Genomic DNA, 24,992 nt, shown 5'->3' on the forward strand with positions numbered 1-24,992 from the left:
TCAAGACGTCCGGCGAAGGGATCAGGCCCGGCGTGCCACGCCGGCGTAATAGTAGGACTCGTGCGGGTCGGACGGGGGCGTTGCGGGACGCCAGGCCGCGATCGGCACCGCGCCCGGGGCGAGGAGTTCCGCCGTGCCGAACAGGGCGGTGAATTCGTCGCGCGTGCGGGAGACCAGCGGGATTCCCGCCGCGTTCGCCGCGGCGTTGGCGGCGGCGACGGCCTCCGGGTCGAAGTCGGCGGTCGGGTGCGAGATCGCCACCGTGCTGCCGGACGGCAGCGCGTCGAGGAGCGTCGCGACCCACCGCTCCGGACGGCGCTCGTCCGGGAAGTACATCAGCAGCGCGACGACCATCAGCGCGACCGGGCGGGTGAGGTCGAGCGTCCCGGCCAGGAGCGGGTCGGCCAGGATCGTCGACGCGTCGGTGAGGTCGCCGTGCAGGTAGGCGACGCCCGGAACGTCCGCGATGATCTCCCGCGCCTGGTCGGTGACCAGCGGGTCGTTGTCGACGTACACGACGCGGGCGGACGGGTCGATCCGCTGCGCGATCTCGTGCAGGTTCGGGGACGTGGGGATGCCGCTGCCGATGTCGAGGAACTGGGTGACGCCCGACTCGACCAGGTACCGGGTCGCGCGCTCCATGAAGGACCGGTTGGCGCGCGCCATCGCCGGCAGGGTGGGGATGGCACGGATCATCGCGTCCCCGAGTTCGCGGTCGGCCGGGAAGTTGTCGGTCCCGCCGAGCCAGTAGTCGTACACCCGGGCGGGGTGCGCGACGGAGGTGTCGAAATGCGGCGGGATCGGGGAGCCGATGCGGAGCAGGTTGCCGCTGCGGTCGACGAGCGCGAATTCGCGCATCCCGTACTCGCGGTCTTCGGGCGGCTGGAGCCGGCTGCCCGTGGCCCGGTCGGACGGGACGCCGATGTCGGCCCATGCGGCATGGAGGGCGGCCGCGTCCTGGACGCGGACATAGCAGCCGGCCGAGGTGGTCAATGGGTCCACCTTGGGATCGTGGAAGAACTGCAGTTCCACGCCCCCGCGCCCGATGATGAGGTAGTCGTATTGGTCCGGTGGTGCACCGCGTAGTTCGAAGCCGAGTCGGGCGTAGAAGTCGAGTGTTTCGTTGAGGTCGCGACTTGGCAGGATCGGAACCGCATACTCGTCCATTCGGCCACGTTAGTTCCCGGCAGGCGTCGTGTCGGGGCCTCGGCCGGATCCGGCTCGTCCTGCGGCGGCGCACCGGGCTACTACCGGACGGACGTGAGGGCGGCGTAGACGATGATGTTGTCGCGGTAGCTGCGTTTCGTCCGGTCGAACGCGCCGCCGCAGGTGACGAGCCGCAGTCCGGCGTGGTCGAGCGGGCCGTAGACGCGGCGGGTGGGGAACCGGTCTTTCGCGACCCGTTCCACGGACTCGACGGTGAACACGGCGACCCGGCCGTCCGCGCGGGTCACCTCGACGCGGTTTCCGGGGCGCAGGCGGCCGAGGTCGTAGAAGACCGCGGCGCCCTTCGCGGAGTCGACGTGGCCGAGGAGGACGGCCGCGCCGCGCTCTCCCGGGGTGGGCCCGCGGTCGTACCAGCCCGCCTCGCCCGGACGGTCGGCCGGCGGGACCTGGACCGAGCCGTCGGCGTCCAGGCCCACCCCGGTCAGCGGGGCGCGGACTCCGATCGACGGGATGCCGACCCGGACGGGCACCGAGCGGGGCAGCACCGGCGTGCGGTGATCGACCGGCCGGGTGGTCGCCGCCCAGGCGGGCGGTTGCGGTGGGCCGCCCGGGCCGCGCAGCCCCAAACCGACAAACGTCAGGCCGGCCGTCAGCAGGACGATTGCCAGCGTCCACAGACCGGCCTTTCGCACCATTCTCATTCTCCGCTCGAAATTGCCGGCGGCCGCCTCCGGGAAAGGCGGCCGCCGATGTCAGGCGTCGGTGCCGCTCCGCCGGCGGGCGGCCATGCCGCCGGCGCCGACCGCGCCCAGCAGCAGCACCCCGCCGCCGGCCAGCAGCACGATGTTCGCGCCATCGGACCCGCCGCCGAAGCCGGTCTTGGCCCCGCCGCTGGGGGTCGGGTGCGCGCTGCCCATGGGCGTCGGATGCGCGCTGCCCGTCGGCGTCGGGTGCGCCGTGGTGGTGGGCGTGGGCTGCGGCTTCTTGGCCTCCAGCACCTTCAGGTACCCGATCGACCGGTGGTTCCCGCAGCGCACCTGCACCGTGTACTCGCCGGGGTCGGTGTCCGGCTTGATGGTCGCGAGCCCCGCCCGGCCGTCGACCTCCTCGGCGCCGTTCAGCGGGACGGCCCCGCCCACGAAGGCCAGCGAGCCGGCCTCGCCGTCCACGTCGCACTTCTTGCCGACCACGGTGATCTTGTCGCCGGGGTGGGCCTGGCCCGGCTGCAAGAGCACGTCACCGCCGTCCGCCATCGCCGGCGCGGCCAGTCCGAGCGTCATGCCGCCGAGGACGAGGCCGAAAACGGCCGCCTTTCCACGTCGCATCTTTTCTCCCCGTATACGACACGGCGGCTTACTCGACTTTCGGCCCTGGCACCGTGCCCTTATGCCCTCATACGATGAGGCGTCCACCGGGTTGGTTCGGACCTTTTCCATTCAATGGCGACGGCACCCAAGATCAGAATCTCCCCGCCGAAAGTTGATGTGATAGTCGTCACCTTCTTGCGGGCGTCAGCGGCTCAGGCGGTGGTAGCGGCGGACGGCGAGCGGCAGGAAGACGGCCGTGATGGCGAGCGGCCAGACGACCGCCATCAGCAGGGCGTGCTGCTCGATCCAGGTGCCGCCGGTCGCGGCCGGGTTGCCGAACAGCTCGCGGGACGCCGTCACCGTCGACGACACCGGGTTCCACCGGGCGATCGCGCCCAGCCAGTCCGGCATCAGGGACGGCGCCACGAACGCGCTGGAGATCATCGCGAACGGGAACGCCACCGCGAAGAGGCTTCCCGCCGCCTCCTCGTTCGGCACTAGCAGGCCCAGCAGCACGCCGATCCAGATCAGCGCGAAACGCAGCAGCAGGAACAGCCCGAAGGCGGCGAGCGTGCCGAGCAGGCCCCCGTTCGAGCGCCAGCCGATCGCCAGCGCCGTCAGCGCCAGGACGAGCAGGTCGAGCGTCGCGCCGATCAGGTCGCCGACGCCGCGCCCCGTCACGACGGCCGACGGCGCCATCGGCATCGACCTGAACCGGTCGGTGACGCCGCGCCCGCTGTCGTAGACGACGGCGTAGGCGGTGTTCATGAAGCCCATCGCCATCGTCATGCCGAACATTCCGGGCATCAGGAACTCGCGGTAGTCGCCGCCGCCGGGAACCGACATCGCGCTGCCGAAGACGTACCCGAACAGCAGCACCGAGACGATGGGGAAGCCGAGCTGCCAGGCGATGTTGCCCGGCTGCCGGACGTAGTGCAGCAGGCCGCGCAGGACGATCGTCCAGGAGTCCGCGACGGCCCAGTAGAGCCGCGCGGTCATGCCGTCACCTTCTCTTCGTCGTCGGTGCGGTGGCCGGTGAGCCGCAGGAACACCTCGTCCAGTGTGGGACGGCGCAGGCCGATGTCCTCGACGGCGATGGCGTCGTCCTGGAGGGTGCGGGCGACCTCGGTCAGCGCGGCCACCCGGTCGGCGACCGGCGCGTGCACCCGTGCCGCCGCCGCGTCGATCCGCGGTTCGGCGGACGCGACCCGGGCGACCACCGCCGCCGCCGCGGGCAGGTCCGCCGGGTCGCGCAGCACGACCTCGACCCGGTCCCCGCCGATCAGCCGCTTGAGCGACCGCGGCGTGCCGTCCGCGATGACGCGGCCCTGGTCGAGGACGGCGATACGCCCGGCGAGCTGGTCGGCCTCGTCCAGGTACTGCGTCGTCAGCAGGACGGTCGTGCCGCGCGCGACGAGCGATCGGACGGCGCGCCACACCTCGTTCCGGCCGCGCGGGTCGAGCCCGGTCGTCGGTTCGTCCAGGAACAGCACGTCCGGGGCGAGGATCATGCAGGCCGCGAGGTCGAGCCGGCGGCGCATCCCGCCGCTGTACTCCTTGACTCCCTTGTCGGCGGCCTCCACCAGGCCGAACTGCTCCAGCAGCTCATCGGCGCGGGCGGCCGCGCGCCGCCGGCCCAGGTGGAAGAGGCGGCCGAACATGCGCAGGTTCTGCCGTCCCGTCAGGACCTCGTCGAGCGCGGCGTGCTGCCCGGCGAGGCCGATCCGCCGGCGCACCTGCCGGGGCCGCGCGGCGACGTCCAGCCCGGCGACCTCGGCCCGGCCGCCGTCCGGCCGGACGAGCGTGGCGAGGATGCGCACGGCGGTCGTCTTCCCCGCGCCGTTCGGGCCGAGCAGGCCGTAGACCATGCCCGGCGGGACCGCGAGGTCGAAGCCGTCGAGCGCCCGTTTCGTCCCGTAGCTCTTGCGGACCCCCGCGGCGAGGATCGCGTTCTCCGGCATGCCGCCTCCCTTTTCGCGTATGCCATACGCAAATTAGCGTACACCATACCCAAAGTGGCTGGAGTGGACCGCGGCGCGGGGCGGTAGCGTCATGTCCCGTACGCAGGGGGCACCGACGACCAGGACGGACGATGACGACGGAGCACGGCGACGGCCGCGACCTCGGGCGGAGCCTGAAGCTGCTGTGGGGCGACACGACGCGGCCTCCCCGCGGCCGGCCGCCCGCGCTCAGCCTCGACCGGGTCATCACCGCCGCCGTCGAGGTCGCCGACGAGCTGGCCCGGACGGAGGGCCTCGATGCCCTGTCGATGCGCTCGATCGCGACCCGCCTGGGCGTCGGCACCATGTCGCTCTACCGCTACGTCCCCGGCAAGAGCGAACTCCTGGACCTCATGCTCGACCACGTCATCGGCGTCCCGGACGAGGACGAGGACGCGGAAGGCGGCTGGCGTGAGATCTTCGCGGCGGAGGCCCACCGCCACTGGCGGCTGTGCCTGGACCACCCCTGGTACCCGTTCGTCGACCAGAGCCGTCCGCTCCTCGGCCCCAACGCCATGCGCGGCCTGGACGTGCTCATCGCCAAACTGCGCCCCATCGGGGTGGACGACCGGACCCTGCTCATGATGATCAGCACCCAGAGCGACTACGTGGAGGGCGTCGCCCGCCGGTACATCAACGAGATCCGGGCCGAGGCGCGCACGGGCGTGAGCAACGAGGAGTTCTGGTCCGCCCAGGAACCGACCATCGTCACCGCCCTGAACAGCGGCGACTTCCCCACCATGGCCGACCTCGCCGACAACACGTTCGACTTCTCCTACGAGCAGGTCTTCGAGTTCGGCCTGACCCGCCTCCACGACGGCTTCGCCACCTTCATCGACGCCCGGCAGGCCGGCGAATAGCGTCGCGGCCGCGCTGAACGGCCTGGCGGGCGACCGCGTCCACGACGTGCGCAGTGGACAAGGCCCGCCTACGCGCGCGAGGTGCCGCGACCGGGGGTGAAGGGGAATGGCCGACGCCGGGCACCGCGGGGGTAGAGCCGGGCGTTCGTAATACGGTCGTACATTTGGTCGAATTCGGGCGAAATGGGCATGGCGGGATGGGTCTGCTGAAATCGGTCCGGGATTCTCCGGAATCTCGGCAATCCCCGCTTGCCCGATCCTGCGTTGTGTCAGCCTAGATACGCACTGTACCCGTATCAGTACGTCTTACTCAGTAATGTGACCCCTGCCGTGCCGTCGACCGTGCTGAGGACGCCGATGTCTGTTTTCTCCGAACCTGCTGCCGACGCCGAGCGCCAGGATTTCCGGCGACACGGCAGGCATCCGGCGCGCGGTACCCGCCGCCAGAGCAACATTCGGTCCTTTCACCTGTGCATTTCCGTCCTTCCCGCGGCGGTGGCGGTGGTTCTCGGCGTCGCCGCGGTGGCGGCGCTCTACAGCGGCGACGTCGCGACGCGCCGGACGAATCTCGTGCTGGCCGCTCTCGCCGTGGGAGTCGTGCTCACCCTGGGCGCGGCTGTGTTCGCGGCGGACGCGGCGACCCGCCGGGTGGACCGGCAGCAGTCGCGGGTGTCCGTTCGCGGCCACGAGGACGTCCAGCGGCGGCTCGGCGAGCTGTGGTTCTCGATCGCGCGCGGCCGGCGGGGCCTGCAGGAGCTGGTGGAGCGGGTCGGCGCCGGGGAGACCGCGCCGCGCAGCGAGGACGTCCCGGCCACCGACTCCAGCGACCCCTTCGTCCGGCTCGCGTACGAGCTGCGGCAGGCGCAGGGCGAGGCGTGGAACGCCGTGCTCGACATGGCGGAACGCGAGTCCGCGGGCGGCACCGACCAGCGGGTCGACGTCTTCGTGAACCTCGCGCGGCGGATGCAGTCGCTCGCCCACCGCGCCATCCAGGGGCTCGACGAGCTGGAGAACCAGGTCGAGGATCCGGACCTGCTCAAGGGGCTGTTCCGGGTCGACCACCTCAGCACCCGCATGCGCCGCCAGGCCGAGAGCCTCGCGGTGATCGGCGGCGCCGCGTCGCGCCGCCAGTGGAGCCGGCCGGTGACGGTGTACGAGGTGCTGCGCTCGGCCATCGCCGAGGTCGAGCACTACAACCGCGTCAAGGTGGTGCCGCCCGTCGAGGGGACGCTGGACGGCCGCGCGGTCGCCGACGTCATCCACCTGCTCGCCGAGCTCATCGAGAACGCCACCAAGTTCGCGCCGCCGCACACCCAGGTGCTGATCCGGGTGGACGCCGTCAGCGCGGGCCTGGCCATCGAGGTCGAGGACCGCGGCCTCGGCGTCCCGCGCGAGACCCAGCGGCGGCTGAACGAGGTGCTCACCGACCCCGACCGGGCCGGCACCGGCGAGCTGCTGCAGGAGGGGCGCATCGGGCTGCTCGTCGTCGCCGCGCTCGCCCGGCGGCACGGCGTCCGCGTCCAGCTCCAGGACAATCTCTACGGCGGCACCCAGGCCGTCGTGATCGTGCCGACGGCGATAGTCGGTTCGGAGGAAGAGGAAGAAGCCGAGGCCCGGCCGCAGGAGCAGCCGGCGCAGGCCGAGCGCGTTCCGGTGGCGGTCGCCGCCGCCGCGCCACCGCCGCCCTCGGCGGCCCTTTCCGGCTTCGGGTCCGGCGACGACGCCGGCTGGGGTCCGAGCGAGCGCGATGCCGTCCCCGCCCACGCGGCGCAGCACGCGGCTCCGCAGCCGACCGCCGCAGGTGCGGAGCGTCGGGTGCTGCCCGCGCGGTCCGGCGAGCGGGATCCCGGCGCCGGCCCGGAGGAGAGCGGGGAGCGGCCGTCGCTGCCGCGCCGCCGCGTCCAGGCGAACCTGGCGCCCGAACTGGTCAATCCACCCGAGCCGCAGCAGCAGGACGATGACGAAATCGAACACGATCCCGGTCTCATGGCGGCATTCCAGCGGGGTGTGCGCGGCGCCGAGGAGGATGACGTCGCGGATGGCGCCGATAGCGCGGGCTGACGAAACTTCACGAGCGATAAGGAGCGTCCATTGAGTGCTGTCTCCCCTAACCAGGCTCAGGATCTTGCTTGGCTGCTGCGGGGGCTGGGCGAGGAGGTTCCGGTCATCCGCGGCAGCGTGCTGCTGTCCTCCGACGGGATGCTGAAGGCCGCCCACGGATTCGACCGCGCCACCGCGGAACAGTTCGCCGCGCTCGCCTCCGGCCTTTTCTCCATCGCGCGCAGCGCGGGAACGAGATTCGACGGCAGCAACGAGGTCCGGCAGGTGGTGACGGAACTCAAGTCGAGCCAGCTGTTCATTTCGTGGGCCGGTTACAACTCCGTCCTGGCGGTGCTGGCGAAGGGGGAGGCCGACCCGGCCGTCGTCGGGTTCGAGATGGCCCGGCTGATCAAGTCCGTCCGGCCGTTCCTGGGCACCGCGGCGCGGACGGCGCCCACGGCGAGCAACCCGAACGCGTCGCTATGACCGTCGGCGAGGACGAGTTCTGGCTCGACGACGACGCGGGGCCGCTGGTGCGCCCGTACGCGGTGATCGCCGGCCGTACCCGCCCGGTCGTCGACCTCGACCTGCTGTCCCTGGTGGTGGCCTCCGGCCCCACCCCCGCGTCGCTGGACCCCGAGCACGCCGCGGCGCTGGAGCTGTGCCGCACGCCGACGTCCGTCGCCGAGGTCGCGGCGCATCTGCGGTTACCGGTGGCGGTCACCAAGGTGATCCTCGCCGACCTCGTGCACTGGCGGGCGATGACCACCCGAGCGCCGCGTCCCGTGGCCGACCTCACCGACCGAGACCTATTGGAGAAGCTGCTCGATGGCCTACAACGAGCCTGATGAGGTGTTCCCGACCCAGGTCAAGATCCTCATCGCGGGTGGTTTCGGCGTGGGGAAGACGACGTTCGTCGGCGCGGCGAGCGAGATCGAGCCGCTGAGCACCGAGGAGCTCATCACCACGGCGAGCGTCGGCATCGACAACCTCGGCGGGGTGGAGCAGAAGACCACGACGACCGTCGCGCTCGACTTCGGCCGGATCACGATCGAGCAGCACGGCATCGTCCTGTACCTGTTCGGCACGCCCGGCCAGCAGCGCTTCTGGTTCATGTGGGACGAGCTGTGCGCCGGGGCGCTCGGCGCCGTCGTCCTCGCCGACACCCGCCGCCTGGACGCCTGCTTCGAGGCCGTCGACTTCTTCGAGAACCGGGGGACGTCGTTCCTCATCGCGGTGAACGAGTTCGACGGCGCGTTCCGCTACACGGCCGACGAGGTGCGGGCCGCCCTCGAACTCGATCCGCGCGTGCCGATCGTGCTGTGCGACGCCCGGGACGGCCGGTCCGCCACCGCGGTGCTGCGCGCCCTGATCCGGCACCTCATCGCCGCCGTCCCCGCCCCGTCCGCCTGACCCCGCCGCCTGTTTTGGAGATTCCCGTGACGCACGAGCCCCTGTACGAGCCCGCCGGCCACCTCCTGACCCCCGTCGACCACGACGTCCCCAAGCGCGTCGCGCGCCTGCGCGAGCTCGGCCTGGGGCAGGCGCCCGATCCCGAGTTCGACGCGTTCGCCCGCGACCTCGCCGAGACCGCCCGGCGCCTCGTCGGCACCGGCGTCCCGCCGTTCGCGATGGTCAACTTCGTCACCGACCACCAGTTCCTCGCCGGGCTGTACGCCCCGGAAGACCCGGGCGCCGGTGCGGGAGGCGCCGTCCAGCTGGGCCGGGAGGTGCCGCTCGACCACGGCTACTGCCCGCACGTCGTCGTCCGGCGCAAGGCCCTCGTCCTGGACGACGTGTGCGACTACCCGCGCTTCGCCGGCAACCCGGTCGTCGACAAGCTCGGCATCCGGACGTACGTCGGGGCCCCGCTCATCGACCGCACGGGCACGGCCCTCGGCACGATCTGCATCATCGACCAGGAGCCGCGCCCGTGGGGTCACCCGGGGCTGAACCTCATCAAGGAGCGGGCCGCGGAACTCGTCCAGCTGATCCGGCGGCGCGAGGAACGGCTGGGCTGACGCCGGTCACGCCTCGGCCGGGGCGGTCGCGGGCACCGGCACGGACCGCGAGAACCGCGCCCCGGCCGGGGGCGGGACGGCGCCGTCCTCGATGCCGAGCACCCCGGACGACAGTAGCCCGAACTCCGTGGCGACACCGGCGATGTCGGCCTTGAGGAACTCGATCGCCGCCCGGGCCCGCCCGGCGTCGGCGCCCGGCCGGCCCGCCCACCGCATGACCTGGCCGATCGCGAACGCGTACCCGATGGCGCGGCCCGCGAGGACGAGGTGCTCCTGCCGGAGATCGCGGTCGAGGAAGCCCAGGTCGAGCCCCTGCGCGGTGATCGCGGACGCGGTGAGCGGCCACTCGGCCAGGAACTTGCTGAGCGGCAGGCCGTCCGTCCGGGCGAGGCAGTACTCGGTGAGCTGCTGGCTGAGCAGGTCGTTGGTGCCGTCGAAGATGGTGTAGACGCGGGCGTCCAGGAACGCCTGGGCGGAGATGTTGGTCGGCGACCCGCAGCGGTAGCCCTCGCCGCCGGCGAGTTGCTGGTAGTGGTGCGCCGCGCTGAGCATCCGCTCGGTGGCGACCGTCTTGATCGCCTGGACGGCGGGGAACGCGCCGAGCATGTCGGACTTCATGTCCAGCTCGGTCTGCAGGAAGTCGTTGAGCGCCGCGCAGATCGTGTAGGACGTGTCGATCGCCGCCAGCCGGTACCGGACGAACCGGATCGCCGACTGCGGCCCCGGGCCGATCCGGCGCCGGTCGGCGTAGGCGTGCGCCTCGCGGCTGAGGCGGCGCAGGAACCCGCAGCCCATCGCCGCCATCATCGCCCGGGACGCCATGAGCATCTCGACCATGGGCTTCAGGTTGCGCCCGTCCGCCTGGATGCGCCGGTGCCGGGGGACGACCGCGTCGATCTCGTTGAGCCCGTAGTCGATCACCTTCAGGCCGAGCGGCTCGTACGGCTGCAGGGTGCGGAAGCCCTCACTGCGCTTGACGATGAAATAGCCGTACTCGCGGCCGCGGTCGTCGTTCTTCGCGCTGACCAGCCACCAGTGCGCGCTGGAGCTGAACGCCTGCCAGTGCTTGCGGCCGCGGATCCGGAAGCCGTCCCCGGCCTCCTCGAACGTGGTGGTCATGCCGGACATGGCCGAGCCGCAGCCGGGCTCGGTCGAGGCGAACCCGGCGACCATGGGATCGCCGCCCGCGTACTGCGGCAGGACCTCGCGCTTCGCCTCGTCACTCGCCCACAGCGCGATGGGCCGCAGCGCGACCCCCGTGATGACCGTGACGTACATGCCGAGCGGCAGGTTGTACTCGGAGATCGCCTCCACGACCCGGCACATCTCGACATGGCTGTCACGGCCGCCGTACTCCCGCGGCAGCGTCGGGAGCAGCACGCCGGCCCGGGTCAGCAGCGTCCAGTCGTCCGCCGGAAGGTTCTGCTGGGGGTAGCTCGCGGTGTCGAACCGGGAGGCGACGGCCTTGATACCGGCGATGAAATCGTTGGTCGACAGGTACAGCTGGGCATTCGTCATGGTGTCCGCTCTCACGGGTGGGCATGTCGGTGCAGGGGGAAGTCGCGAGATTCCGGGTGATCAGAAAACACGCTGCTGCCCGATCGACCTAAGCCGACCGCGCGAACCTCCTCGTCGATCGCTCGCGTGAAACTCTCACGCCATACTGAAACGAACGATCACCAGACGCAAGGCGTCTCTGCCTGACCGTAATCAGCCACAGACGATTCGGGACTGGAAGCCATGTTCCGGCCGTGCCCGCAGTGCCGTGATGATCGGCTTGGGATTGAAGAGTTTAATGTGCAACTAGCTATGCGTGTGACATGTGGGAAACGATCTCTCCCCCATGCGGATACCCTCCCCGCTTGCCCGCCCGCCGCCGCACGCCGGGCGAACCGCCCCCGAGGCCGCACCCGCAGCACAACGAATGTGCAGCTCAGCCCCGCCAACCTCACCGGCACCCAGCTCACCGGCGCCCCTCCGGCACGGGTACTTGACAGCAACGCGACCACCCGCGCAAAGTTCCTGTCCGGAATGCTGGATCACGAATGATTCGATCTAGGAGAGCCCCCGCCACCGAGCCGGACGCAGGGCTCCCTCACCCGATACAAATCCCTAGCCGCACCGTTATTGCGGACATCTTCCCGAGATTCATACCCACCGAGTAACGGTTTTCGGCGGCCCGGTAAGGAACCCGGTCAGCCTCTCCGGCTCTGCTTCCAGAAGCAAGTGACCGGTAGCGCCGCCCCCCGTTACCAAAGCAAAATCCGCTCCCACCAACAAAATCGTCCAATATCGCGCCTGTCACTGCCGTTCGCACTGCAGACTTCCGGGACGGTCGCCGTCCCGTGGCTTCAGGGACGGGTCATGAAGTCTGCTGGTTGGTGTAGGCGCGGCGCGGAACGATGAGCACGGCGGCCCGTCGCTCGTCCGCCATCACCCGGTCGTAGGTGTCCCAGTCGTCATGCGTACCGCCGGCGGCACGGAAGATGTCCCGCAGCAGCAGCCGCAGCGCTTCGCCGTCGACGTCGGGGTGCGGGTCGTCCGGGCCGATGATCTCGGCGTCCCCCTCGACGGTCGCCCATCGCCAGCCGGCCCGGACGACGATCGTGGCCCGCGGGTCGGCCCGCAGATGGTGCAGCTTCCGCGAGCCGCCGGTGGCGACGAGCCCGACGACCCGTCCGTCCCGCAGCGGATGGTCCAGGACCCCGGCGTTGACCACCGACGACTGGACGCCGCCATCGCCCCGCAGCGTGCTGACCACGCACAGGCCGTGGTCGAGCGGTACCAACTCCGCGAAGCCGGCAAGATCGGTCACCATTGGTTCAGCCTTCCTCTGGTGTTGCGAGCGCGTCGATCCATCGTTCGAGCCGTCCGGCCTGGCGGGCGATGAGCTCCGGTTCGCCCAGCGCGCTGGCGAGCACGGCGCCGCCCTGGTAGGCCGCGACGAAATCCACCGCCAGGTCGTGCGCGTCGGGGCGTCCCATGGAGCGGAACTGCTGTTCGGCCCAGCCGAGCAGTACCCGCATGAGCCGGGCCGCCAGCGGTTCCACACCTTCGGCCCGCTTGACGAGGTCGGAGCACAACGTCCCGTACGGGCAGCCGGACCGGGCGATCGAGTCGCCCTGCCCGGCCACGACCCCGGCGAGCGCCTTCAGCCGGGACGCCGGGCCGCGATGCGCACGCTCCAGCGCGGCGAAGGCGGCCTCAAGGTCGTCAACGCGCGCCTGGACGACGGCGGCGATGATCTCGTCTTTTGTCTTGAAGTAGTAGTAGACGTTGCCCAACGGGACGTCCGCCGCCTGCGCGATGTCCGCCAGCGTGGTCCGCTGCACCCCTTTGCGGTACACCAGCTCGGCCGCGGCCCCCACCAGCCGCTCCCGCTTGCCCCGCCGCACTAAGTTGGACACCTAACTAACTCTAGCCGCCCACCTCCAGGCCTGCCAGAGGGGCCCTCCTGCAGGGACGTGCGCACGTCCTGCGTCCGGGCTCGCATGCGGCGCCGGCCGACCAGGTCACCTGCACCTGGCAGGCGCCTGGAGGCGAGGCACGGGCCTCCTTCGCCACCGTCCGGACGTCCCGCTAAGACGCCGGCCTGGCCGGGCCGGGGGCTCGGCATTGACAATAGGCAGGCAGATGCCTGCATAATGGGCGGGTGAGCGGTGAAGCGATGGACTCGGTCTTCAAGGCGCTGGCGGATCCCACGCGGCGCCTGCTGCTCGACCGCTTGCGCGAGCACAACGGACAGACGCTGCGCGAACTGTGCGAACGCCTGGACATGGCGCGCCAGTCGGCGACGCAGCATCTCGACATCCTCGTGCGGGCCGGCCTCGTGACCGTCGTGCGGCGTGGACGAGAACGACTGCACTACCTGAATCCGGCGCCGATCCACGAGATCGAGGAGCGCTGGATCTCCGTGTTCGACAAGCCCCGCCTGCAAGCGCTCAGCGCCATCAAGCACCAGGCAGAGGAGTACGCCATGACCAGCGAATCCACATCCGTGCCGACCTACGTCTACGTCACCTACATCCGCGCGAGCGCGGAGCAGGTGTGGCACGCCCTGACGGACGCGGACCTGACCGCCCGCTTCTGGGGCCACGCCAACGTCTCGGACTGGCAGCCGGGCTCGACCTGGGAGCACCAGCGCGTCGACGGGTCAGGCGCCGTCGACGTCGTCGGCCGGGTGCTCAAGGCCGAGCCCCCGACCAGCCTCGTCATCACCTTCGAGGACAGCCTCGACCTCGACCCGCCGCGCGAGCCGTCGGTCGTCACCTTCCTCGTGGAGCCGCACCAGGACATCGTCCGGCTCACGGTGACGCACGAGAAGCTCGCCAACCAGGAGATGCTCAACGGCATCTCGCAGGGCTGGCCGGCCGTTCTGGCGAACCTCAAGTCGCTGCTGGAGACCGGCGACGTCCTTCCGCAGGCGCCCTGGGAAATGTCCGAAGCGCACACCTGAGGAGGAAGTCATGCTGGACACCACACCACTCCGGAACGCCTACGGGACGTTACTGGACGCCGCCGCCACCGTGGCCGACTCCGGCGACCCCGTCCCGCCGCCCGGCGAATGGAACGCCGACCAGAACCTGGCGCACGTCGTCCTCATCAACACCGCCACCATCGCGGCCGTCTCCTCCGCCGCCACGAGCATGGTCACCACCTACGACAACCGCCTGGCGCAGGACCCCTGGACCCTCGACCGAGTCATCACGCTCGCCGGCGGCAACACGGGGCTCCGGGAGCGCATCACCCTTCAAGCAGAAGCCTTGTGCGCCTTGGGAGCAATGCTCAGCGAAACCGAACTCAACACATCGCTGCCCACCCTGCTGCTGTCGAACGGCAAAGTCGGACTCGACCAGCCCACGTCGCTCCGCGACATCCTCAACGGCATCGCAGAACTGGAACTCCCCGGCCACACCCAACAACTCCTGGCCCTCCTACCAGCACACACCCCGACCGAACCCGCGATGTGACCTCTCCGGCGTCCACCGACGCAAGCCAGTGCAGCTGCCCTGGCCCGCTCACGCGGTCGGGGCGCACATCCCGAACGGGGACCGGCATAGGGGCCGGTCGGCTGGGGCGGTTTGATGGGTAGTGCTTACCTGGGTGACTGTGATGGCGAGGGAGAAGGATTTTCATGCGCGCTGCTGTGCTGCACGCTCCGGGGGACGTTCGGGTTGAGGAGATCGCCGACGCCGAGGTCATCGAGCCGACCGATGCGGTCATCCGGCTGACGGCGGCCTGTGTGTGCGGGTCGGACCTGTGGCCCTACCGCGGCGCCGAGCCCGTCGATCGGCCCATGCCGATGGGGCACGAGTACGTCGGCGTGGTCGAGGAGGTCGGCAGCGAGGTGAAGACCGTCAGGCCCGGCCAGTTCGTCGTGGGCTCGTTCGTGGCCTCTGACGGCACCTGCGAGATCTGCCGCTCCGGCTATCCCTCGTCCTGCGTCCACCGGGTGTTCATGTCTCAGGTCGGCACCCAGTCGGAGCGGGCCCGGATCCCTTGGGCGGACGGCACGCTGGTGGCCACGCCGGGCGATCCGGACGCCGACCTGATCCCCGACCTGCTGGCCGCTTCGGACGTGCTGGGCACCGGCTGGTTCGCCGCGGTCGCCGCCGAGGCCGGTCCCGGGAAGACCGTCGCGGTCGTCGGTGACGGCGCGGTCGGCCTGCTCGGCGTGCTGGCCGCCCGGCGGCTCGGCGCCGAACGGATCGTGATCTTCAGCCGGCACGCCGACCGGCAGAAGCTGGCCACCGAGTTCGGCGCCACCGACATCATCGCCGAGCGCGGTGACGACGGCGTCGCGGCGCTCAAGGACCTCGCCGGCGGACTGGGCGCGCACTCGGTCATCGAGGCGGTCGGCACGGACGAGTCGATGCGGCAGGCCATCCGGTCCACCCGTCCGGGCGGCCACGTCGGCTTCGTGGGGGTCGCCCACGGCGTCAAGCTCAGCGGCGGCGCGCTGTTCAACTCCCAGGTCCACCTGCACGGCGGACCCGCTCCGGTGCGCCGGTTCCTGCCCGAACTGATCGACCTGATCTGGCGGCGCGAGATCAATCCGGGCAGGGTCTTCGACCTCGAACTCCCGCTGGCGGACGCCGCCGAGGCTTACAAGGCCATGGACGAACGCCGCTCCATCAAGGCCCTCCTGCGCCCCTGAGCCGCGAGCCGAGGCGTCAGGAGATGCGGTCGATGATCAAGGGGTGGAGGGAAGGGCCGGACTCCGCGATCTCGTAGGCGCCGTCCAGAGACTCCAGGGCGCGGGGGAAGCGGGATTCGTCGTCGGTGTGGAGGGTCAGGAGGGGCTGGCCCTCCTGCACCGGGTCGCCCGGCTTGGCGTGGCAGATCACGCCGGCGCCGAAGGAGACCGGGTCTTCCTTGCGGGCTCGGCCGGCGCCCAGGCGCCAGGCCGCCACGCCGACTCCGTAGGCGTCCAAGGTCGTCAGGACGCCGGAGGACGGGGCCTTGATCGTGTGGGTTTCGCGGGCGGACGGCAAAGCCGCGTCGGGGTCGCCGCCCTGGGCGGTGATCATGCGGCGCCAGACGTCCATGGCGGAGCCGTCCTTCAGGGCGTCGGCCGGGTCCTTCGACGTGAGGCCGGCGGCGGCCAGCATTTCGCGGGCCAGGGTCAGGGTCAGTTCGACCACGTCGGACGGGCCGCCGCCGGACAGGACCTCGACCGACTCCGCTACTTCGACGGCGTTGCCCACCGCGTTGCCCAATGGGCGATCCATGGCGGTCAACAGGGCGATCGTGCGCAGGCCGTGGTCGGTGCCTATCGCGACCATGGTTTCGGCCAGTTCGCGGGCGTTGTCCACGGTCTTCATGAAGGCGCCGGAGCCGACCTTCACGTCCAGGACGAGTGCGCCGGTGCCCTCGGCGATCTTCTTCGACATGATCGAGGAGGCGATCAACGGGATCGACTCCACCGTGCCCGTCACGTCGCGGAGGGCGTACAGCTTGCGGTCGGCGGGGGCCAGGCCGCTGCCCGCCGCGCAGATCACCGCGCCGGCGGAACGCAGGACGTCCAGCATCTCCGCGTTGGAGAGGGACGCCTTCCAGCCCGGGATCGATTCCAGTTTGTCCAGGGTGCCGCCCGTGTGGCCCAGGCCACGGCCCGACAGCTGGGGGACGGCCGCGCCGCATGCCGCCACCAAGGGCGCCAGCGGCAGGGTGATCTTGTCGCCCACGCCGCCCGTCGAGTGCTTGTCGGTCGTCGGACGGTCCAGGGCCGACCAGTCCATCCGCTCACCCGAGCGGATCATCGCCTCCGTCCACCGCGCCACCTCGGGACGGGTCATGCCGTTCAGCAGGATCGCCATGGCCAGCGCCGACATCTGCTCCTCGGCAATCGCGCCCCGCGTGTAGGCGTCCACGGCCCAGTCGATCTGCGCGGGGGTCAGCTCGCCCCCGTCGCGCTTGGCGCGGATGACGTCGATGGCGTCCACGGATCACGCTCTCTCGATCAGGTCGTCGGGGCCGAACGCGTCCGGCAGGACGTCCGACATGGGCAGGATGCCGCGGACGGTCTCCAGCAGCATCGGGGCGCCGCCGTGCTCCCAGAGGAGCTGGCGGCAGCGCCCGCACGGCATCACCGGGTCGCCGTGCTTGTCGACGACCGACGCCGCGACGAGGCGCGGGCGCGACGACTTGCCCGGGCCGTGCAAAGCCGACACGAGCGAGCATTCCGCGCACAGCCCGACCCCGTACGAGGCGTTCTCGATGTTGCATCCGGTGATGATCCGGCCGTCGTCCACCAGGGCGGCGGCGCCGACCGGGAAGCCGGAGTACGGGCAGTACGCGCGCGTCATCGCCTCCCGCGCGGCGTCGCGCAGGGCAGGCCAGTCGATCTCCATAAGCGCTATCTTGCCTCGCCCCGCCGGTACTGCAGCCCGTTGGCGGCGGGCATGCGGAGCCGCTGGCTGGCCAGGGCCAGGACGAGCAGCGTCGTCAGGTGCGGCGTGAAGGAGACCAGCTCGCCGGGGACGACCTCGCTCAGCAGGAACCAGGCGAACAGCCCGACCGCCGACAGCAGCGCCAGCGCCGCGCCGAGGTAGGCGTTGCGCACCTCGCGGCGGGCCAGGTCGGTGGCGGCGTGCGGGCGCAGCCGGCCCGCGCGCAGCGCCTGCCAGACCGCGACGCCGATCAGCAGCAGCGCCACGAACAGCAGCAGCGCGTGGACGGACTGCCCGCCGCCGCGCACGTTCATCGCGTCGGTGTACCCGAACAGCAGCGAGCCCGCGGTGAGCCCGCCGGGACGCCAGTTGCCGAAGATCATGGCGGCGAGGCCGATGAAGCCGCGGCCGTTGGTCTGGCCGTCCTGGTAGAGCGGGGCGGCGACGGTGACGAGGAACGCGCCGGCCAGGCCGGAGAAGGCGCCGGAGATGACCACCGCGGCGTACTTCATCCGGTACACCTGCACGCCGAGCGACTCGGCGGCGTACGGGTCCTCGCCGCAGGAGCGGATGCGCAGGCCGAACGGGGTCCGCCACAGGATCAGGAAGCTCAGCGGGACGAGCAGCAGCGCCACCAGGGTCAGCAGCGACATGTCGCTGGTCAGCCCGCGGACGATGCCGGCGATGTCGGAGAGCAGGAACCAGTGGTGGTCCTCCAGCGCGCCGAGCCAGTCGGGGCTCTGCCAGCCGCCGATCTTGCCGCCGGACAGCACCGGCAACGTCAATGTCATGATCGGATCGACCGGTGGAGACTGCCGGGGGCCGCCGCCCAGGGCCTTCGCCTCGCCCGTGTCGAAGATCAGCCCGGCCAGGAACTGCGTCAGACCCAGGCCCAGGATGTTGATCGCGACACCGGACACGATGTGGTCGACGCCGAACGACACCGTCGCGATGGCGTGCAGGAGACCGCCGAGCGCGCCGCCGATGATCCCGGCGAGGACGCCGATCCACGGGCCCCACTGGTAGCCGGCCCACGCACCCGTCCAGGTGCCGAGGATCATCATGCCCTCAAGGCCGATGTTGATCACGCCGGAGCGCTCCGACCACAGCCCGCCGAGGCCGGCGAGGAAGATCGGCACGGCGAGGCGCAGCGCGGCGCTGACCGTCCCGCTGGACGTCACCGGGTCGGCGTCGTCGATCACCCGGACGAGCGACAGCAGCACCAGCAGCCCGGAGATGATCAGCGCGTAGTGCGGCCAGCGCAGCCGGATCTTGCGGGGTCCGGCCTTCTTGGCGGCCACCGTCTCGGTCGCGGCGCTCATGAGGCGCTCCCAGCGGCCTCGCGGGCCAGGTCGTGGCCGGTGGCCAGCTCGGCGGCGACGGCCCGCTGCTGCAGCCGGATCTCCCAGCGCCGGACGAGCTCGTACACGATGACGACGGTCAGCACGACCACGCCCTGCATGACCCCGACGATCTCCTTCGGCACGTCGACCTCCTGGAGCACGTCGGAGGTCTGGTCGAGGAACGCGAACAGCAGCGCGGCGAGCGCGATGCCGGCCGGATGGTTGCGGCCGAGCAGCGCCACCGTGATGCCGGTGAAGCCGAGCCCGGCCGGGAAGTTCAGCGAGTACTCGTAGGACGCGCCGAGCAGCTCCGGCATGCCGATCAGGCCGGCCACCACGCCGGACGCGACCATCGTGTAGACGATCATGCGGCGGGCGTTGACGCCGCTGGCCTGCGCGGCGGACGCCGACAGTCCCGAGATCTTCAGGTCGAACCCGAACCGGGTGTAGTTGATCACGACCCAGAACACGATCCCGACGACGACCGCGAGGGGCAGCAGCCCGTACACGTCGTTGGGCGGGTTGATCCCGATCGAGTTCAGGAACCCGTTCAGCGGCCCGACCCGTCCCGATTCGGGGATCTGCGCGGTCGCGACGTTGTTGCTGCCCGGCCGGACCTCGGCGAGCCGCTTGTCGTTCAGCAGGTAGGCGATGACGCCGGTCGCGATCGCGTTCAGCATGATCGTGGACAGCACCTCGCTGACCCCGCGGGTCACCTTCAGCACGCCCGCGATCGCGGCCCACAGCCCGCCGACGACCATCGCGGCGACGATGACGAGGAGCTGCCCGAACGGGGCGGGCAGCGTGATCGCGCCGCCGAGCGCGGCGGCGAGGAACGCGGCGATCCGGTACTGGCCGTCCACGCCGATGTTCAGCAGCGCCATCCGGAAGCCGATCGCCACCGCGACCGCCGACAGGTAGTAGCGGGTCGCGCGGTTGACGATGTCGACCAGCGAGTGCTCTGTAGTGCCGTAGTCGACCATGCTCTGGATGGAGCTGACCGGGTCGGCGCCGGTGATCCGCAGCAGGATCATCGTGATGCCGAGCGAGATCAGCAGCGCCAGCACCGGTGCGCCGATCTTCAGCCCGAGCCCGGTCGGGCCCAGCCCGCGCAGGATCGCCTTCCACGACGGCACCGCGGCGATCTCCGCGGCGCCCGGCGTGGTCGCCGTCCCGCCGGACTTCGGCGGCTCGGCTGGCGTGTCGGGCCGTTCCGACGCGTCCGGTTCGCGCTGTTCCGGGACGGACGGCTCCTCGTCCGGCGGCGCCGGGTCCTTCGGCCCGCTCATGAGGCGCCGCCCGCGCCGGTCATGGCGGAGCCGAGCTCCTCGGGGGTGACGGTCCGCGGATCGACCTCCGCGACCAGCCGCCCCCGCAGGATCACGTGCAGGGTGTCGGACATTCCGATGAGTTCCTCAAGATCGGCGCTGATCAGCAGCACGGCCAGCCCGTCCGCGCGGGCCTGCCGCAGGTAGTCCCAGATGGCGGCCTGGGCGCCGACGTCGATGCCGCGCGTCGGGTGCGCGGCGATCAGCAGCCGCGGGTCGCCGGACATCTCCCGCCCGACGATCAGCTTCTGCTGGTTGCCGCCCGACAGCGCGGCGGCGGGCACCTCGATGCCGGGCGTCCGGACGTCGTACTCGCGGACGATCCGGGTGGTGTCGCGGCGGGCGCCGCGCCGGTCCGTCCACGGGCCGCGGACGTTCGGCTTCTGCGTCTGGTGGCCCAGCATGCGGTTCTCCCACAGCGTGCCCTCCAGGACGAGCCCGTGCCGGTGCCGGTCCTCGGGGATGTAGGCGATGCCGGCCTCGCGGCGCCGCCGGGTCGCCCAGTGCACGATGTCCTCGCCGCCGTAGACGATCGTGCCGGAGTCCGCGGCGCGGATCCCCATGATCGCCTCTATGAGCTCGGTCTGCCCGTTGCCCTCGACGCCGGCCAGCCCGACGATCTCGCCGCGGCGGATGCGCAGCGACACCTCGTCCACGACGGGACGGCCCTCGGAGGTGAGCACCGTCAGCCCGCCGACCTCCAGCTGGAGGTCCTCGGTGACGGTCGACTCGCGCAGCTCCGGCGTCGGCAGCTCGGACCCGACCATCAGCTCGGCCAGCCGCCGCGAGGTGACCTCGCGGGGGTCGAGCCGGGTCGCGACGGTGGTGCCGCGCCGGATCACCGAGATCGTGTCGGCGACGGTCAGCACCTCGTCCAGCTTGTGCGAGATGAACAGCACGGTGAGGCCCTCGGCGCGCAGCTCCCGCAGGTTGCCGAACAGCTCCTCGACCTCCTGCGGGACGAGCACGGCCGTCGGCTCGTCCAAAATCAGCACGCGGGCGCCCCGGTACAGGACCTTGAGGATCTCCACGCGCTGCCGCTCGCCGACGCCGAGGTTCTCCACCAGCGTGTCGGGGTCGACGCGCAGCCCGTACGCCTGCGACATCTCCTTGATCTTGGCGCGGGCCGCGGCGAAGTCGATCCGGCCGCGCCGCCAGCCCTTGGCGCGGGGCTCGGCGCCGAGGACCACGTTCTCCAGCACGGTCAGGTTGTCGGCCAGCTTGAAGTGCTGGTGGACCATGCCGATGCCGCGGCCGATCGCGTCGGCCGGGGTCCGGAAGGAGACCTGCTCGCCGCCGACCTCGATGGTGCCCTCGTCCGGCCGCTGCATCCCGTAGAGGATCTTCATCAGCGTGGACTTGCCGGCGCCGTTCTCACCGCAGAGCGCGTGGACTTCGCCGCGCTCGATGGTGAGGTTGATGTCGCGGTTGGCCACCACTCCGGGGAACCGCTTGGTGATCGATGTCAGCCGAACGGCCGGCACCTGGTCAGGCACGAGTGCCCCTCCTCCTGCCTCGGACGCGCTGTCGACGACGGGGGGACGCGGCGGGCACCGGGAGCCACCCGGCGGGGTGGCTCCCGGTGCCGCGCGCGGCCGGTCCGCCGGGTCAGGGCTTGGTCGGAACCTTGATCTCGCCGCTGACGATCTTGGCCTTCAGCTCGTCCAGCTTGGCCTTGATGTCGTCGACGTTGCCGCCGGACGTGGAGTAGCCGACGCCGTCGTTGCTGAGGTCATAGGTCTTGGTGCCGGCCTTGAACGTGCCCTTGGCGACGCTCTCCACGAAGTCGAACACCGACACGTCCACGTGCTTGACCATGGAGGTGAGGATGTGCTCCTTCACCCCGGCGACCGCGGGCTGGTTGTACTGGTCGGAGTCGACGCCGATGGCCCACTTGCCGGCCGCGCCGACGGTCTTGATGACGCCGATGCCGGCGCCGCCCGCGGCGTGGTAGATGACGTCCGCGCCCTGGTCGAGCTGGCCCTTGGCGGCCTCGTTGCCGAGGCTGGTGTCCTTGAAGCCGTTGAAGTTCGGCGGCTGCGTCAGGTACTTCGCCGGCAGGATCTTGATGTCCGGCTTGGCCTCCTTGGCGCCCGCCTCGTAGCCGGCCTGGAACTTCTGGATCAGCGGCACGTTGACGCCGCCGATGAAGCCGATCGTGCCCGTCTTCGACTTCAGCGCCGCCGCCGCGCCGACCAGGAAGGAGCCCTGCTCCTCGGCGAAGCAGGAGCCGCTGACGTTCGCGCCCTCGACCTTGCACTGGTCGGCGTCCACGACGAGGAACTTGGTGTCGGGGAAGTCCTTGGCGACCTTGACGATCGAGGTGGTGTAGGCGAACCCGACCCCGATGATCGGGTTGTAGCCCTTGTTGGCCATCAGCCGCAGGCGGGACTCCTTGTCGGAGTCCGGCTCGTCCGGCTTCGCCGAGATCTCCTCGGTCTGCAGGTTCAGGTCCTTCTTGGCCTTGTCCAGGCCGGCGGCGGCCGAGTCGTTGAAGGACTGGTCACCGCGGCCGCCGATGTCGAAGGCCAGGCCGACCTTCAGGGTCTTCTTGCCGCCCTCGTCACCACCGCCACCGGTGTCCGCCTTCTTGCCACCGCACGCGGAGGCGCCGCTGAGCGTCAGCGCCGCACCCGTCACGGCGACGAGTGTCATCTTCAGTCCACGGCGCAAGGTAGCGCTCCTTCCGTTCCCCACCCACGGTCCAGCGACCGGTCCGGTCACCGAAATCGATCGGACGCTACCCCGCGAAAGAGGGCAAACTTCCCGCCTGCACCGATTCGCAACAGGTCCGTTACCAATGCGTACGCATATCGCCACAGGTCAGCGGTGACGTCGGCGTCTCGGGCGGGGCCGCGGACGCGCCGCGGCACGGGGGTACTGGTGGGGGACGGAAGGTCACGCGCAGTGATCGTTACCGGGGAGTCAGGCGAGCGTCGCGCCCTCGCCGATCTGCTCGGCGTCGCCGGGACGGCCGCCCTCCCACAGCGCGGTCAGCGCGGTGGCGCCGAGCACCCGCAGGCCGACCGCGATGCAGCGCTCGTCCACGTCGAAGTCGCCGCGGTGCAGGTCGTACTCGCCGGACGAGCCGGGGGTGCGGACGCCGAGCCGGGCGAGCGCGCCGGGGATCGACTCCAGGTACCAGCCGAAGTCCTCGCCGCCGAGGCTCTGCGGCGTGGGGACGACGCCCTCCTCGTCGATGACCTGCGCGGCGGCGTCGCGGAACATCTGCACGCTGGCCGCCTCGTTCACGGTCGGCGGGACGCCCCGGACGTATTCCAGGGACGCCTCCACGTCGTAGGCGGCGGCGACCGACTGGAGCAGCGCCTTCATCATCTCCGGCGCGCGGTGCCAGGCCTCGTCGTCCAGGCAGCGGACGGTGCCCTCGGCGATCCCGTCGTCGGGGATGGCGTTGGCGACGGACCCGGCGGAGACGCGCCCCCACACCAGGGACAGGCTGGAGCGCGGGTCGACGCGCCGGGACAGCGCGGACGGCAGCTCGGTGACGATCTTGGCGAGCGCGTACACCAGGTCGGCGGTCAGGTGCGGCCGGGCGGTGTGCCCGCCGGGCCCGGTGACCTTCACGTAGACCTTGTCGCAGGCGGCGGTGATCGGGCCGGTGCGCAGGCCCAGCTGGCCGACCTCGATGCGCGGGTCGCAGTGCAGCGCGAACGCGCGGTCGACGCCCGCGATGCCGCCGGCGGCCATCACGTCCAGCGCGCCGCCGGGGGTCTCCTCGGCGGGCTGGAACAGCAGCCGGACCCGGCCCGGCAGCAGCCCGGCCTCGGCCTGCTGCGCGAGGAACAGGCCGGCGCCCAGCACCATCACGGTGTGGACGTCGTGGCCGCACGCGTGCGCGACGCCCGGGACCGTCGACCGGTAGGGGGCGTCCTCCTTCTCGTCGTGCAGCGGGAGCGCGTCGATGTCGGCCCGGAGCGCGACCGTGGTGCCGTCGGCGGGGCCGATGTCGCAGTACAGGCCGGTGCCCTTGGGCAGGACGACCGGGTCGAGGCCCGCCGCGCGCAGCCGCTCGGCGATCTTCGCGGTCGTCCGGTGCTCGGCGTAGCCCAGCTCGGGGTGCGCGTGCAGGTCGCGGCGGAACGCGATCAGCTCGTCCTCGTGCGCGGCCAGGAACGCGTCGAGCTCCGGCTGGAGGACGGCGCCGCCGAGCACCGCGGGCACGGTCGCCGGGCGGGCGGCCACGGGCGCGGCCTCGCCTGCTGCCGCGGCCCCGTTCAGGCCGCCGGCGGCGCCGGCGGCCCGGTCCACGGGGTCCGCGACGGTGGGTGGTTCAAGGCCGGGCATCACCCCGGGTCCCGGATGTGTCATCTGCGCCCCCTGCGCGACGGCGGAGCCGGACGGCGTCCGCCCGGTGGTGGTGTCGTTCTCGGGAATGTTCTCTGCTACTTGTTCGCTCTTCGGCGGCGAAGCGTTCACGCGACCGGCCGGGCCCGCCTCCGGGTTCACGGCGCCGGCCGGGCCCGCCCGGTCCGCACGAGGATGCCGCGCGCGCCGGCCGCCGCGGCGGCCTCGATGTCGCCGCCGATGTCGCCGATCACGGCGCAGTCGGACGGCAGCACCCCGAGCCGCTCCGCGGCCCGCTCGATCATGCCGGGCTCCGGTTTGCGGCACGCGCAGCCGTCGCCGTCGTCGTGCGGGCAGAACTCCCACACGTCGATCCGGCCGAGCAGCTCCTCCACGCGGGCGTTGACGCGCCGCACGTCCCCGGCGCCGATGAGCCCCTTGGCGACCCCCGACTGGTTGGACACGACGCCGATCCGGACGCCGTGCCGGCGGAGCCGGTCGAGGGCGCGGCGCGCGCCGGGCATCGGCTCGACCCGCGCCGGGTCCCCGTTGTACGGGACGTCCCTGACCAGGGTGTCGTCGCGGTCGAACAGCACCACGCGCGGCCCGCCCCAGCTCCCCGCCCGCCGGTGGACGGAGAGGCCCCGGAGCCGGTGCCAGATCGCGGCGGGCGGGGAGCTGGGGCGGGCCGCGCGTGGTGCTGTTCGACCCCGACGACCCCCTGGTCAG

At 71.4% G+C, this 24,992-nt stretch carries 25 protein-coding genes; 9 read left to right on the plus strand and 16 right to left on the minus strand.

The features are described from left to right. Positions 1-21 precede the first annotated feature (21 nt). From HUX53_RS19805 to HUX53_RS19830, 5 genes are all read right to left on the minus strand, one after another. A complete protein-coding gene (locus HUX53_RS19805) occupies positions 22-1,167 on the minus strand; it encodes an SAM-dependent methyltransferase (protein WP_255205429.1) in 1,146 nt (381 codons plus the stop codon). An 80-nt stretch (positions 1,168-1,247) separates the two neighbouring features. Next, complete coding sequence (locus HUX53_RS19815) at positions 1,248-1,862, minus strand: class F sortase (RefSeq protein ID WP_176404700.1); 615 nt, start codon at positions 1,860-1,862, stop codon at positions 1,248-1,250. A gap of 57 nt (positions 1,863-1,919) precedes the next feature. Then, positions 1,920-2,492 carry a hypothetical protein gene (locus HUX53_RS19820; protein WP_176404701.1) on the minus strand — a complete coding sequence of 191 codons (573 nt, stop codon included), beginning with the start codon at positions 2,490-2,492 and terminating at the stop codon, positions 1,920-1,922. Positions 2,493-2,678: 186 nt separating this feature from the next. Then, positions 2,679-3,473, minus strand: a complete 795-nt coding sequence (locus HUX53_RS19825) for an ABC transporter permease (RefSeq protein WP_176404702.1) — start codon at positions 3,471-3,473, stop codon at positions 2,679-2,681. Beyond that, positions 3,470-4,435, minus strand: a complete 966-nt coding sequence (locus tag HUX53_RS19830) for an ATP-binding cassette domain-containing protein (RefSeq protein WP_176404703.1) — start codon at positions 4,433-4,435, stop codon at positions 3,470-3,472. Before HUX53_RS19830 ends, HUX53_RS19825 begins: the two co-directional genes overlap by 4 nt. A gap of 131 nt (positions 4,436-4,566) precedes the next feature. Between HUX53_RS19830 and HUX53_RS19835 the strand changes: the two genes are divergently transcribed. The 6 genes from HUX53_RS19835 (at position 4,567) to HUX53_RS19860 (ending at position 9,395) form a co-directional block, all read left to right on the plus strand. Continuing rightward, the gene (locus tag HUX53_RS19835; protein WP_176404704.1) at positions 4,567-5,334 is read left to right on the plus strand and encodes a TetR/AcrR family transcriptional regulator; all 768 of its coding nucleotides are present in this window, start codon (positions 4,567-4,569) and stop codon (positions 5,332-5,334) included. 495 nt (positions 5,335-5,829) lie between these two features. Next, positions 5,830-7,395 (plus strand): sensor histidine kinase KdpD, encoded by a 1,566-nt coding sequence (locus tag HUX53_RS42580; protein WP_176404705.1) that lies wholly within the window; start codon positions 5,830-5,832, stop codon positions 7,393-7,395. Between the two features lie 30 nt (positions 7,396-7,425). Beyond that, positions 7,426-7,860 carry a roadblock/LC7 domain-containing protein gene (locus HUX53_RS19845; protein ID WP_176404706.1) on the plus strand — a complete coding sequence of 145 codons (435 nt, stop codon included), beginning with the start codon at positions 7,426-7,428 and terminating at the stop codon, positions 7,858-7,860. Beyond that, the gene (locus HUX53_RS19850; RefSeq protein WP_176404707.1) at positions 7,857-8,222 is read left to right on the plus strand and encodes a DUF742 domain-containing protein; all 366 of its coding nucleotides are present in this window, start codon (positions 7,857-7,859) and stop codon (positions 8,220-8,222) included. Before HUX53_RS19845 ends, HUX53_RS19850 begins: the two co-directional genes overlap by 4 nt. Further along, on the plus strand, positions 8,203-8,787 hold the full coding sequence (locus HUX53_RS19855; protein ID WP_176404708.1) for an ATP/GTP-binding protein: 585 nt from the start codon (positions 8,203-8,205) through the stop codon (positions 8,785-8,787). Before HUX53_RS19850 ends, HUX53_RS19855 begins: the two co-directional genes overlap by 20 nt. Before the next feature lie 26 nt (positions 8,788-8,813). Continuing rightward, complete coding sequence (locus HUX53_RS19860) at positions 8,814-9,395, plus strand: GAF domain-containing protein (protein WP_309237325.1); 582 nt, start codon at positions 8,814-8,816, stop codon at positions 9,393-9,395. A 6-nt stretch (positions 9,396-9,401) separates the two neighbouring features. On the opposite strand, the gene HUX53_RS19865 is transcribed toward HUX53_RS19860, so the two are convergent. From HUX53_RS19865 to HUX53_RS19875, 3 genes are all read right to left on the minus strand, one after another. After that, positions 9,402-10,913, minus strand: coding sequence for an acyl-CoA dehydrogenase family protein (locus HUX53_RS19865; RefSeq protein ID WP_176404709.1), 1,512 nt, complete (start codon positions 10,911-10,913; stop codon positions 9,402-9,404). Positions 10,914-11,757: 844 nt separating this feature from the next. Then, on the minus strand, positions 11,758-12,213 hold the full coding sequence (locus HUX53_RS19870; protein WP_176404710.1) for a TIGR03618 family F420-dependent PPOX class oxidoreductase: 456 nt from the start codon (positions 12,211-12,213) through the stop codon (positions 11,758-11,760). A 4-nt stretch (positions 12,214-12,217) separates the two neighbouring features. Then, positions 12,218-12,802, minus strand: coding sequence for a TetR/AcrR family transcriptional regulator (locus tag HUX53_RS19875; protein WP_176404711.1), 585 nt, complete (start codon positions 12,800-12,802; stop codon positions 12,218-12,220). Between the two features lie 245 nt (positions 12,803-13,047). On the opposite strand from HUX53_RS19875, the gene HUX53_RS19880 reads away from it, so the two are divergent. The 3 genes from HUX53_RS19880 (at position 13,048) to HUX53_RS19890 (ending at position 15,552) form a co-directional block, all read left to right on the plus strand. Then, entirely contained in the window at positions 13,048-13,851 is an 804-nt protein-coding gene (locus tag HUX53_RS19880; RefSeq protein WP_309237326.1) for a metalloregulator ArsR/SmtB family transcription factor, read from the plus strand. Positions 13,852-13,861: 10 nt separating this feature from the next. Then, positions 13,862-14,365: a hypothetical protein gene (locus HUX53_RS19885; RefSeq protein ID WP_176404712.1), complete on the plus strand. Its 504-nt coding sequence runs from the start codon at positions 13,862-13,864 to the stop codon at positions 14,363-14,365. 164 nt (positions 14,366-14,529) lie between these two features. After that, the gene (locus HUX53_RS19890) at positions 14,530-15,552 is read left to right on the plus strand and encodes a zinc-dependent alcohol dehydrogenase family protein (protein ID WP_176404713.1); all 1,023 of its coding nucleotides are present in this window, start codon (positions 14,530-14,532) and stop codon (positions 15,550-15,552) included. 16 nt (positions 15,553-15,568) lie between these two features. On the opposite strand, the gene HUX53_RS19895 is transcribed toward HUX53_RS19890, so the two are convergent. The 8 genes from HUX53_RS19895 to HUX53_RS19930 form a co-directional block, all read right to left on the minus strand. Next, on the minus strand, positions 15,569-16,840 hold the full coding sequence (locus HUX53_RS19895) for a thymidine phosphorylase (protein WP_176404714.1): 1,272 nt from the start codon (positions 16,838-16,840) through the stop codon (positions 15,569-15,571). A 3-nt stretch (positions 16,841-16,843) separates the two neighbouring features. Further along, positions 16,844-17,248 carry a cytidine deaminase gene (locus HUX53_RS19900; protein ID WP_176404715.1) on the minus strand — a complete coding sequence of 135 codons (405 nt, stop codon included), beginning with the start codon at positions 17,246-17,248 and terminating at the stop codon, positions 16,844-16,846. 5 nt (positions 17,249-17,253) lie between these two features. Next, on the minus strand, positions 17,254-18,609 hold the full coding sequence (locus tag HUX53_RS19905) for an ABC transporter permease (protein ID WP_176404716.1): 1,356 nt from the start codon (positions 18,607-18,609) through the stop codon (positions 17,254-17,256). Beyond that, the gene (locus tag HUX53_RS19910; RefSeq protein WP_217919630.1) at positions 18,606-19,919 is read right to left on the minus strand and encodes an ABC transporter permease; all 1,314 of its coding nucleotides are present in this window, start codon (positions 19,917-19,919) and stop codon (positions 18,606-18,608) included. Before HUX53_RS19910 ends, HUX53_RS19905 begins: the two co-directional genes overlap by 4 nt. Continuing rightward, a complete protein-coding gene (locus HUX53_RS19915) occupies positions 19,916-21,454 on the minus strand; it encodes an ABC transporter ATP-binding protein (protein WP_176404717.1) in 1,539 nt (512 codons plus the stop codon). Before HUX53_RS19915 ends, HUX53_RS19910 begins: the two co-directional genes overlap by 4 nt. A 112-nt stretch (positions 21,455-21,566) precedes the next feature. After that, positions 21,567-22,631 (minus strand): BMP family protein, encoded by a 1,065-nt coding sequence (locus HUX53_RS19920; protein ID WP_255205430.1) that lies wholly within the window; start codon positions 22,629-22,631, stop codon positions 21,567-21,569. 252 nt (positions 22,632-22,883) lie between these two features. Continuing rightward, positions 22,884-24,287, minus strand: coding sequence for an amidohydrolase (locus tag HUX53_RS19925; RefSeq protein WP_255205435.1), 1,404 nt, complete (start codon positions 24,285-24,287; stop codon positions 22,884-22,886). Between the two features lie 134 nt (positions 24,288-24,421). Then, positions 24,422-24,862 carry an HAD-IIIA family hydrolase gene (locus tag HUX53_RS19930; RefSeq protein WP_309237327.1) on the minus strand — a complete coding sequence of 147 codons (441 nt, stop codon included), beginning with the start codon at positions 24,860-24,862 and terminating at the stop codon, positions 24,422-24,424. Positions 24,863-24,992 lie beyond the last annotated feature (130 nt).

The organism is Actinomadura sp. BRA 177 (genome assembly GCF_013372625.1).
GTDB lineage: Bacteria > Actinomycetota > Actinomycetes > Streptosporangiales > Streptosporangiaceae > Spirillospora.

What these genes read in the sequence shown, in the direction of transcription:
- HUX53_RS19805 (WP_255205429.1), bottom strand. Translation starts at nt 1,167, where the DNA reads ATGGACGAGTATGCGGTTCCGATCCTGCCAAGTCGCGACCTCAACGAA.
- HUX53_RS19815 (WP_176404700.1), bottom strand. Translation starts at nt 1,862, where the DNA reads ATGGTGCGAAAGGCCGGTCTGTGGACGCTGGCAATCGTCCTGCTGACG.
- HUX53_RS19830 (WP_176404703.1), bottom strand. Translation starts at nt 4,435, where the DNA reads ATGCCGGAGAACGCGATCCTCGCCGCGGGGGTCCGCAAGAGCTACGGG.
- HUX53_RS19820 (WP_176404701.1), bottom strand. Translation starts at nt 2,492, where the DNA reads ATGCGACGTGGAAAGGCGGCCGTTTTCGGCCTCGTCCTCGGCGGCATG.
- HUX53_RS19905 (WP_176404716.1), bottom strand. Translation starts at nt 18,609, where the DNA reads ATGAGCGCCGCGACCGAGACGGTGGCCGCCAAGAAGGCCGGACCCCGC.
- HUX53_RS19870 (WP_176404710.1), bottom strand. Translation starts at nt 12,213, where the DNA reads ATGGTGACCGATCTTGCCGGCTTCGCGGAGTTGGTACCGCTCGACCAC.
- HUX53_RS19850 (WP_176404707.1), top strand. Translation starts at nt 7,857, where the DNA reads ATGACCGTCGGCGAGGACGAGTTCTGGCTCGACGACGACGCGGGGCCG.
- HUX53_RS19925 (WP_255205435.1), bottom strand. Translation starts at nt 24,287, where the DNA reads ATGACACATCCGGGACCCGGGGTGATGCCCGGCCTTGAACCACCCACC.
- HUX53_RS19900 (WP_176404715.1), bottom strand. Translation starts at nt 17,248, where the DNA reads ATGGAGATCGACTGGCCTGCCCTGCGCGACGCCGCGCGGGAGGCGATG.
- HUX53_RS19835 (WP_176404704.1), top strand. Translation starts at nt 4,567, where the DNA reads ATGACGACGGAGCACGGCGACGGCCGCGACCTCGGGCGGAGCCTGAAG.
- HUX53_RS19855 (WP_176404708.1), top strand. Translation starts at nt 8,203, where the DNA reads ATGGCCTACAACGAGCCTGATGAGGTGTTCCCGACCCAGGTCAAGATC.
- HUX53_RS19825 (WP_176404702.1), bottom strand. Translation starts at nt 3,473, where the DNA reads ATGACCGCGCGGCTCTACTGGGCCGTCGCGGACTCCTGGACGATCGTC.
- HUX53_RS19865 (WP_176404709.1), bottom strand. Translation starts at nt 10,913, where the DNA reads ATGACGAATGCCCAGCTGTACCTGTCGACCAACGATTTCATCGCCGGT.
- HUX53_RS19910 (WP_217919630.1), bottom strand. Translation starts at nt 19,919, where the DNA reads ATGAGCGGGCCGAAGGACCCGGCGCCGCCGGACGAGGAGCCGTCCGTC.
- HUX53_RS19885 (WP_176404712.1), top strand. Translation starts at nt 13,862, where the DNA reads ATGCTGGACACCACACCACTCCGGAACGCCTACGGGACGTTACTGGAC.
- HUX53_RS19890 (WP_176404713.1), top strand. Translation starts at nt 14,530, where the DNA reads ATGCGCGCTGCTGTGCTGCACGCTCCGGGGGACGTTCGGGTTGAGGAG.